The following is a 9,701-nucleotide window of genomic DNA, read 5'->3' as shown; positions in this document are numbered from 1 at the left end:
AGCACTGTTGATCATCCTGACGGACGGTTTCAGTCGGTTCGAGGGGTACAGGCAGCTGATATCATATTTCGGACTGGCGCCCAGGATATTCGAATCCGGTACCAGCGTAAAGGGAAAGGGGCATATCTGCAAGATGGGGATGGGCCAGGTCAGAAAGGTGCTGTACATGGCGGCAATATCCGCCATCAGGAGCAACACCGCCTGCAGTGAGCTTTATGGGAGGTTGATGGAAAAAGGAAAGCCATACAAGGTCGCAATCATAGCAGTGGTGAACAAACTGATCAAACAGGCATTCGCCATCGCAAAATCTGGAAAGGGCTACATCGCAAAAGCGGCCTAATCAGAATATTATTTGGAGAAAATTTAATTTATTATTTGGATATATACACAGTTCATTGCGAGGAGGCACGACGAAGCAATCTTTCTTTTAGTGTCATCCTGAGCAGCGTCGAAGGATCTGTACGGGTACCACATGTAGATGCTTCGACTTCGCTCAGCATGACATGCGTTAAGATTGCTTCGTCCCTCGCAATGACGCATAATGCTCAAGGTCGGCAAAGTCTCTCATCTCTCATCTCTCATCTATAATCTATAATCTATAATCTAAACCCCCTAGAAATTCGTTATAATCCTTAAACCGCCATTCGTATAATTCATATCTGCGGATTTAAAATTCCCAACGGGTAATTTCATATAAGGTTCAACGGAGATCGAGAAGCCTTTATTCATTTTCATTTCCTTACCAATAGATAGGTTTACAAAACCACCAAATCCATTAGCCTTAACATTCTGATCTTCCGTTTTTATAGCTTTGGATACCTGTTTGAATCCAGCTTCCAAATCCTTTTGGTTTTTAGGAAGACCATCCGGAAAAACTTCCGCACCACTGTTTTCGATGTAATGTGTAAAGCGTTCCTGTTCAGTCACTTTGGCATAAGTCAACCCCGAAGATGCATAAAAACCGCTTTTAGATTTATATTTCACATCCAATGGAACTTCTAAAGCCTGTACAGAACCTGAAACCGCATTTACATTCGGCAGAATCACAGCATTGCTCATAGTATAAGCAGTCAAGCTATTGGAATTATTCTTTTCGAACATTTCACGACTTGCAGAAACTGCGACATCCTGATTGGCAACCGGATTACGCATAGCTCCTACCTCATAGCGGTTATAAGCTAATCCAGTACGTACAGAAAGATTTTTTGTTACATTATACGCAACTAGCACTCCGCCACCAAAATTGAACTTCTCACTGGTGGAATTTGGCGATACAAACAATCCAAGATCAAATCGCTCGTTAAAATTGAACTTCTTGGATTTTAGATCTGGCTCACGACCAGCATTCGCCTTATTAGCCATATCTTGATTCGCCAAGATCACGGCAGATCCTAAATCTGAAGTAGTCTTTATTTGAGGCTCATCAGCTGCCAACTGTAAGTTCTTTGTTCTTAAGTCCAATGATGATCCTGACAATTGCTGCGGAGCATGGATATTTTTGGGGGCATAACGAATCCCATTATTCCAATCACTATAAGCAAGCATATTGTTCGATCTATCCGCTTCCTGCAAATTCAAGAGATTTCCTTGATAAGAAGCAACAGCTCCATTTCTGCCGGAAATTCGGAGACCTGATCCACCTGTGGAAATTCCTCCAGTAACTGAAGCACCTCCTGTGGTCGAACCAATTCCATTAGTTGAAATCCTTCCATCACTCGGCAACAAACCTTCTTGTTGAAACTGTCCTTCCATTTCAGATCCTTCTTGACTTTGAAGTTCAGCATTAACCCCTTCACTTGAATTCTGTCCATTAGCCCCTTGATGTTGGGCAATAGTGACATCATCCAAGTTTTTTGGATCCTGGGAAACAAATTGTTTAACCGCAAATGCGCCTACCAAAAGAATGGCGGCAGCACTGGCGGCACAGTAATAGCTTCTGTTTTTGCGAACCGGCATTGAACCATGTTTTTGCTGAAACCGTTCCCAAGCCCCCTCTTTATAAGGAAGCTCGTCGGAAGCTTTCAGCTTATCAACGATATGGTCAATGAGGTCTTTTTTGTTATGCTCTTCCATCTTTATAAAAATCAGGATTGTATATTTTCTAAATTGTGGAGCTCACCATAAAGCTTTCTCAGCTTCTGTTTTGCTCTTGTTAAATATGTTCTGGAGGTACTTTCGGGGATCTCCAACTTTTTGCCGATCTCTTCGTGCGAGAAACCTTCGATTTCATAAAGGTTGAAAATGGAACGTTGGATATCGGGCAACTGTTGGATAAGGGCGATGATATCCTGATATTCCAATCGGCTGTCGTTCTGCACGGAATAATGCAAGTTGTCCGAACCATTAAGGTCATCCAACATCAGCACCTGTTTTCTCACCCTTAGTGCGTCAATGGCGGTATTTACAGCGATCTTGCCCATCCAAGAACGGAAAGTCTTCTCGAGCACGGCATCTTCCTCATGGATGGAGAAGCTGCTCACCTTATTGAAAACTTTCACAAAACACTCATTGGTAATCTCTTCGGATTCCATTTCATGCTTCATGTAGCGGATTACAATGGCCATAATATAGCCGTAATATTTCTTATAGATAAAAGCTTTGCTCTTTTCCGAACCGGACATAGCACAGGACTCCAACGCAGTTCTTAAACTCCATGGTTTTGCAGTACCTAGGTATTTCTGAATGATTCCCACCCTATGTCTTTACGTTATCTAGTTAATTATACAAATTTAATAACTAGATTAAAGTTTTGACGCATGTAAACTTTCCTCCTATATTTTTTGTATTTTATATACGGTCTATGTTATTAAAATGCTACAGGTTTTTAAAAAATTTTCTTCAATAGGCTAAAACGTAGCAAGCAAAAAAACCTTGCATAAGATTGACATAAACTACCTAAAATAATGACCAATATCATGGAGCAATTGGACATTTAATTGTTAAATTTAAGGAAACACTTAATGAAAGATTATGAGAGCCATATTATTTCCCACCGATTTTTCAGAAACTGCTACCAATGCCTTTCTGTACGCCCTAAATATAGCCAAATCTATTGACGCTAAAATTTATGTGCTTTATACCTACCTGGAACCCGTTTTATCGGCTACCCATGGCGGACAACCGGAGCTTTTGGGCGAGGTTTACCAAACAATTGAACTGAATCAGTTTGAGATATATAAAAAGAAGACGCAGGTGCTGCACGATATGGCCGAAGAGCAAGGAATAAACGATGTGGAATTGGTTTTCCTATTTGAAAAGGGACCTGTTGCTTCGGTGGTGAAAAAAATCGTCGAACGCGAAAAGATCCATTTGGTGGTGATGGGTACCCATGGGGAATCGGGATTCCTTTCGAAGGTAATCGGCACCAACACGGTAAATGTGATTCGAACCATCCAAAATCCTGTTTTGGCAATTCCTCCGCATGCCAAATACAAGGAAATAAAACGTACGGTATTTACTTCGCTATTTCGCGATAAGGATAAATCTGCGATGAAAGAAATGTTGATCATGGCCAAGGCCATTGGCGCGAAAATCGATATCCTTCATATTTTACATAACCAGAATGTTTCTGATGTGATGCTTCATACTGAAAACTGGCGACATGAATTTCCTCAGGAGGAGATAGAATATATTTTATTGGATGAGGTGGAAAGTATTGAAACAACGATATTGAACTATATCATTGAGAATAATGTAGATATATTAGGGATAGTGAAAAGGAACAGGAGTTTCTTCGATAGGTTGTTCAGTAGCAGTGTGAGCAATAATCTAGCTTTTCACTCAAAAGTACCTATCTTAGTATTCCATGAAGAAAAATAGGCTGTTTTTTGTGGTATAAATAAGGATGTTTGTACTAAAAATTTAGGCTAATCTTCATTTAAAAAAGATCATCATGCAACAGGTCATCAAAAAACTGGAGTCTTTAGGAAAGATCAACCAAATGGCGGAAAAATACACCCAAATCACCGATGAAAATCTGGAGGAACATGGGGTGTTGTTTTTTATTCCTTTGGAAAAATATGAGGTGAAGGTGCTGATACCAGCGCCTTATCATAAGGAGCTATTGGCAAAGGGAAATCCGACTTACAAACAGATCTTGAACCATAAAGAAGCGATGTTGCTTAGGTAATGATTCAATACATTCCTTGCTCATTACTATCATTGCGAAGAGCTATACGCGTCATTGCGAGGAGTTTTTTCCCGTCATTGCGAGGGACGAAGCAATCTTTACACTAGTCGAAAGATTGCTTCGTCGTGCCTCCTCGCAATGACGCAGAAAAAAAGGGCTGCGAATGCAGCCCTTTCCTCAATAGTCTAAAATCTATTGTCTATTATCTAATATCTATAATCTAAACCTACGCCTGTCCAGCTCTGATAATATTCAAAGCACCACCAGCCTTAAACCACTCAATCTGTTGTTGGTTATACGTATGGTTAGCTAAGATTTCCTCAGAAGTACCATCTTCATGATGAAGAACAAGAGTCAAAGGTTTATTCGGAGCGAACTCAGTCAATCCAATGATATCGATCGTATCGTTTTCTTGGATTTTATCGTAGTCCTCTTTGTTATCAAATGTAAGACCTAACATCCCTTGTTTCTTAAGGTTTGTTTCATGGATACGAGCGAAAGATTTCACCAATACCGCACGTACGCCTAAGTGGCGAGGCTCCATTGCTGCATGCTCACGAGAAGATCCTTCACCGTAGTTTTCATCACCAACCACGATAGAACCGATTCCTTGCGCTTTGTAAGCACGTTGTGTTGCAGGAACAGCACCATACTCACCAGTCAACTGGTTTTTCACGTTATCTGTTTTCTCGTTGAAGTAGTTCACCGCACCGATCAACATGTTGTTGGAGATATTATCCAAGTGACCACGGTATTTCAACCAAGGACCAGCCATCGAAATATGGTCAGTTGTACATTTACCTTTTGCTTTGATCAATAATTTCAAGCCTTTTAGGTCTGTACCTTCCCAAGGAGCGAATGGCTCTAACAATTGCAGACGATCAGAAGTTGGGGAAACCTCCACAACCACGTTTGATCCATCTTCTGCAGGAGCTTGGTATCCTGGATCATCCACCGCGAAACCTTTTGTAGGTAATTCATCACCTGTAGGCGGATCCAATTTCACTTGCTCACCATCTTTGTTGGTCAAGGTATCCGTAAGCGGGTTGAAGCCCAAATCACCGGAGATAGCGATTGCTGCTACCATTTCTGGTGAAGTTACGAATGCATAGGTATTCGGGTTACCATCCGCACGTTTCGCGAAGTTACGGTTGAACGAGTGAACGATGGTATTTTTTTCTTGTTTGTCGGCACCTGCACGATCCCACATACCGATACATGGACCACATGCATTGGTAAAGATCGTTGCGTTCAAGTCCTCAAAGTTTTTCAACAAACCATCACGGTCAGCTGTAAAACGAACTTGTTCAGAACCTGGATTGATACCAAATTCAGCTTTGGTTACCAAACCTTTTTCGATCGCCTGGCGAGCGATGGAAGCAGCGCGAGACAAATCCTCGTAAGATGAGTTTGTACAAGAACCGATCAATCCCCACTCTACTTTCGTAGGCCATCCGTTTTTACCAGCTTCTTCGCGCATGCGAGAAATTGGCGTGTATAAATCTGGCGTAAAAGGACCGTTCAACGAAGGCTCCAATTCCGACAGGTTGATTTCGATCAATTGATCGAAATATTGTTCAGGATTTGCATAAACCTCTGCATCTGCAGTAAGGTGTTGTTTGATGGCATTGGCAGCATCCGCAACATCCGCACGGTCTGTAGCGCGTAAATAACGCTCCATAGACTCATCGTAACCGAATGTAGACGTAGTAGCACCAATTTCAGCACCCATATTACAGATTGTACCTTTACCTGTACAAGATAAAGATTCTGCACCTTCACCGAAGTATTCAACGATAGCACCGGTACCACCTTTTACAGTAAGGATACCAGCAACTTTCAAGATCACATCTTTCGGAGCAGCCCAACCAGAAAGTTTTCCGGTCAATTTCACACCGATCAATTTCGGGAATTTCAGCTCCCAAGGTAATCCAGCCATTACATCACAGGCATCAGCACCACCAACACCGATAGCGACCATACCCAATCCACCCGCATTCACGGTGTGGGAGTCTGTACCGATCATCATACCACCTGGGAAAGCATAGTTCTCCAATACCACTTGGTGAATAATACCTGCACCCGGTTTCCAGAAACCGATACCATATTTATTAGAAACAGAACTTAAGAAGTTGAACACTTCTGAGCTTTCTTGTTTTGCACGTGTTAAATCTTGCTCCGCACCATCACGAGCTTGGATCAAGTGGTCACAGTGAACGGTTGAAGGCACTGCAGCTTTCGCACGACCAGCTTGCATGAACTGCAATAAGGCCATCTGTGCAGTAGCATCTTGCATTGCTACGCGATCCGGTGCAAAATCCACGTAAGATTTTCCACGTTCGTATGCTTCAGTCGCGTTTCCGTCCCAAAGGTGAGCATACAGAATTTTCTCAGATAAAGTCAATGGTTTATTAACAATCTGACGAGCTGCATTGATGCGCTCATCATATTGTGCATAAACCTTCTTAATCATGTCTATATCAAAAGCCATTTATTTTTATTTTAATTAGATTTTAACTCTACTACTAATCATTTCCTCAAATTGTTTGAGTACATTAGCAAAAATACCAAAAAAAACCATGTTTATTTGCAATTCTGCCATTCCAAGCTAATTTGGAAATATTCTAAACAAAAGCCTAAACGTATTTCAAACTTGGGTCTACCGCCTTCAGGGTTTTTACGGTTTCGATCGGATTTTCAGAGCTGAACACAAAACTTCCAGCCACCAATACATCCGCTCCAGCCGCCAATAATTGTCCGGCATTGCTGGTACCCACTCCCCCATCAATCTCGATCAAAAGATCGGTATTGTTTTCTACCGCCAATGCACGCAGTTCCTTGATCTTATCGTAGGTGCGTTCGATAAATTTCTGTCCTCCAAATCCTGGATTCACCGACATCAGACAAACCAGGTCAATATCCTGGATGATATCCTTTAGTAAACTTACCGGTGTATGCGGGTTTAACGCAACTCCAGCTTTACAGCCCAACTCTTTAATAGCCGCGATGGTACGGTGTAGATGCGTACATGCTTCATAATGCACGGTGATGATTTCCGCACCGGAATCTTTACACACTTTCAGGTAGCGATCCGGATCAACGATCATCAAATGCACGTCCAACGGTTTTTGGGCATGCTTGGCGATGGCCTGCATTACTGGAAAACCAAAGGAAATGTTTGGAACGAAAACCCCATCCATGATATCAATATGAAACCAATCTGCTTCACTTTCATTGACCATTTGGATATCTTTTTTCAAATCAGCAAAATCCGCAGCTAAGATGGAAGGTGCTATTAAATGTTTTTGTGAGGACATGTTGTTATTTTTTTGCAAAGATAACAAGTAATTAGTGTTATTCCGAATATAGTTCATGTGTTTGGGAGGTTTATTGACATCGCGAGGGTTCGCGTCATTGCGAGGAGGCACGAGGAAGCAATCTTTGAACTTTGTCATCCTGAGCGGAGTCTTTGTCATCCTGAACGGAGTCGAAGGATCTGTACGTGTACCAAATGTAGATGCTTCGACTTCCCTCAGCATGACATGCGGGAAGATTGCTTCGTTCCTCGCAATGACGTAATGATTGCTTCCTCGTACCTCCTCGCAATGACGCAGCCAAAAAAAAATCCTGAGACTGGGAGTCTCAGGATTTTACCAAACCAATTATTAACCTAAATTATGAAATTTTTACTCTATTACTCTTTATTTGTTTAACACTATGATTAACGCAAGAGCTGTGCCGATATTTTAATCAAAACATCCTTTAACGTTTTTTAACATTAATAAAAGGGCTTTTCATCAGGTACCAGAAACTTTGCTTCTTATCCCCTTCAAATTCTTCCAGGCCATATTTCATTTGGGAAACAGGCATAGTTTTGAAGGTGCCGAAAATCCGATCCCACAGGATAAAGATATCTGCAAAGTTACTATCCGTATAAAACTGCTCCTGTTGATGATGTACACGATGGTGGTCTGGCATGACAAAGATCATCCCCAAGGTCTTGTTGATCCAGTTCGGATAATGTAGATTGGCATGTTCCAGAAACAAAAAGATGTTGAGAATAAAATAATAGAGCGCCATGGAGAAAACATCGGTTCCGAAGATTCCGGCAGTGATCACATTTCCGACCTGGTAGACCAGGATCATTTCCAGAGGATGGAAACGGAAGGTGGTGCTGGAGTCCATGCTGGTATCACTATGATGAACACGATGCAATCTCCACATGATAGGCACCTTATGGGCTGCTTGGTGGATCCAATAAGTGGTTAGATCATACAGCATCACACTAACGATCAATTTGAGCCACAAAGGTAATTCCAACCAGAATAACATCCCGATTTTTTGGGCATTCAACCAATCGATTGCTTTTACCTGTAGGACAATGACAAAGATATTCAACAAAGTTAGGGTGATCTGGAAAAGGATATTTTGGAAGAGGTGCTTCCCTCGCTTTCGAAAAGCAAAAGGGTTGGCAAATAACTGTTCCATCAAAAAGAAGATGGTCAATAATCCGATTACGATGTAATTGGAATTGATGTTCAGGAGTTTTTCTAAAAAGTCCATGACAATTTATTTAGGTAAAGAAATTAACAATTGGAAAAAGTCATCGGCAGTGGAGAAAAGGAAAGGCAGATATGCTTGATTCAGATCAGCAATTCAATTAAAATATTAAATTATAAAGATTATTTTAAATTTCAAAGGAATTATTTGAATCTAAATGTTTAATAATAAAATCTAGACAAGAAAAAGATCAGGAAATCTTCGAAGTTCAAGTGAGTTGTAAGTGACATGTAAGTGAGTTGTAAGTGCTAAAAGGTACTTACAACGCACTTACACCCTGCCTACATTTTGCTTCCTCCAAGAAGTCAATTTGTCTTGTCCTTATATAGCTATACAGATTATTGGTTTAATTCTGAATTGATTATACAGGCAAATTTGGTAATACTATATGTACTATACAAACTCTTTCTTCACTATTGGATATTTTTTCGGTTTCCATCTCTTTCTGAGGGCACCTGATCTCATGTGTGCCTGTTCAGGGGTGAGGTAATCACAGCTCGCGTGCGGTCTCAGGTTGTTGTATACCCTGATGTTTTCCCGTATCTTTCCTGTGGTCTCCCTCAGGCCACCCTGTGATGCGTAGAGGTCAAACTCCGCCTTCAGTATGCCGTTCACCCGTTCGGCTATCGCGTTCTCGTAGGGATCCCCGTTCTCGGTCATGCTGACCGCTATCCCGTTGGAGCGCAGGATATCCACATAGCTCTTGCTACAGTACTGCGAACCCCGATCGGAGTGGTGTATCAGACCCTTTCCCGGATACTGCCTCTGCCGCAGTGCCATCTGCAGGGCATCGATACATCCCTGTGCCGAGAGGTCGCCCCTGAACGCCCAGCCCACTATCTTCCTGGAATAGGCATCGGTGATCAGGCTCAGATATCCCCAGCGCCTGTTGAGCTGTACATAGGTGATGTCGCTTACCCAGACCTGCTCGGGACGCTCGACCGCAAGTCCCTTTATCAGGTTCCCGTACTTCTTCATCCAGTGCCGCGAATCGGTGGTGACCGGTGGTGAC

General features: G+C 42.0%; 9 protein-coding genes. 3 read left to right on the top strand and 6 right to left on the bottom strand.

The window, feature by feature from the left end; translation table 11 throughout:
* A partial coding sequence (locus tag CRJ00_RS15635) for a transposase (protein WP_144038183.1) occupies nucleotides 1-340 on the top strand: 340 nt, incomplete at its 5' end.
* Nucleotides 341-612: 272 nt separating this feature from the next.
* On the opposite strand, the gene CRJ00_RS18665 is transcribed toward CRJ00_RS15635, so the two are convergent.
* The gene (locus CRJ00_RS18665; RefSeq protein ID WP_144038182.1) at nucleotides 613-2,073 is read right to left on the bottom strand and encodes a hypothetical protein; all 1,461 of its coding nucleotides are present in this window, start codon (nucleotides 2,071-2,073) and stop codon (nucleotides 613-615) included.
* Between the two features lie 11 nt (nucleotides 2,074-2,084).
* Nucleotides 2,085-2,693 (bottom strand): RNA polymerase sigma factor, encoded by a 609-nt coding sequence (locus tag CRJ00_RS15625; RefSeq protein ID WP_099367686.1) that lies wholly within the window; start codon nucleotides 2,691-2,693, stop codon nucleotides 2,085-2,087.
* 277 nt (nucleotides 2,694-2,970) lie between these two features.
* On the opposite strand from CRJ00_RS15625, the gene CRJ00_RS15620 reads away from it, so the two are divergent.
* Nucleotides 2,971-3,819 (top strand): universal stress protein, encoded by an 849-nt coding sequence (locus CRJ00_RS15620; protein ID WP_099367685.1) that lies wholly within the window; start codon nucleotides 2,971-2,973, stop codon nucleotides 3,817-3,819.
* A gap of 73 nt (nucleotides 3,820-3,892) precedes the next feature.
* Nucleotides 3,893-4,129 (top strand): hypothetical protein, encoded by a 237-nt coding sequence (locus tag CRJ00_RS15615; RefSeq protein ID WP_099367684.1) that lies wholly within the window; start codon nucleotides 3,893-3,895, stop codon nucleotides 4,127-4,129.
* A gap of 226 nt (nucleotides 4,130-4,355) precedes the next feature.
* Here the strand turns inward: CRJ00_RS15615 and CRJ00_RS15610 are convergent, their stop codons facing one another.
* The 4 genes from CRJ00_RS15610 to CRJ00_RS15595 form a co-directional block, all read right to left on the bottom strand.
* Complete coding sequence (locus CRJ00_RS15610) at nucleotides 4,356-6,620, bottom strand: aconitate hydratase (RefSeq protein WP_099367683.1); 2,265 nt, start codon at nucleotides 6,618-6,620, stop codon at nucleotides 4,356-4,358.
* A gap of 145 nt (nucleotides 6,621-6,765) precedes the next feature.
* Nucleotides 6,766-7,446 carry a ribulose-phosphate 3-epimerase gene (rpe, locus tag CRJ00_RS15605; protein ID WP_099367682.1) on the bottom strand — a complete coding sequence of 227 codons (681 nt, stop codon included), beginning with the start codon at nucleotides 7,444-7,446 and terminating at the stop codon, nucleotides 6,766-6,768.
* A 445-nt stretch (nucleotides 7,447-7,891) separates the two neighbouring features.
* Entirely contained in the window at nucleotides 7,892-8,692 is an 801-nt protein-coding gene (locus tag CRJ00_RS15600) for a sterol desaturase family protein (RefSeq protein WP_099367681.1), read from the bottom strand.
* A gap of 390 nt (nucleotides 8,693-9,082) precedes the next feature.
* Nucleotides 9,083-9,701 (bottom strand): IS3 family transposase (locus tag CRJ00_RS15595; protein ID WP_144038181.1); only part of this gene is annotated, 619 nt, incomplete at its 5' end.

The organism is Sphingobacterium sp. 1.A.4 (assembly GCF_002734245.1).
In the GTDB taxonomy this organism is placed as follows: domain Bacteria; phylum Bacteroidota; class Bacteroidia; order Sphingobacteriales; family Sphingobacteriaceae; genus Sphingobacterium; species Sphingobacterium tenebrionis.
This window is presented reverse-complemented; position numbering and strand designations above follow the sequence as displayed.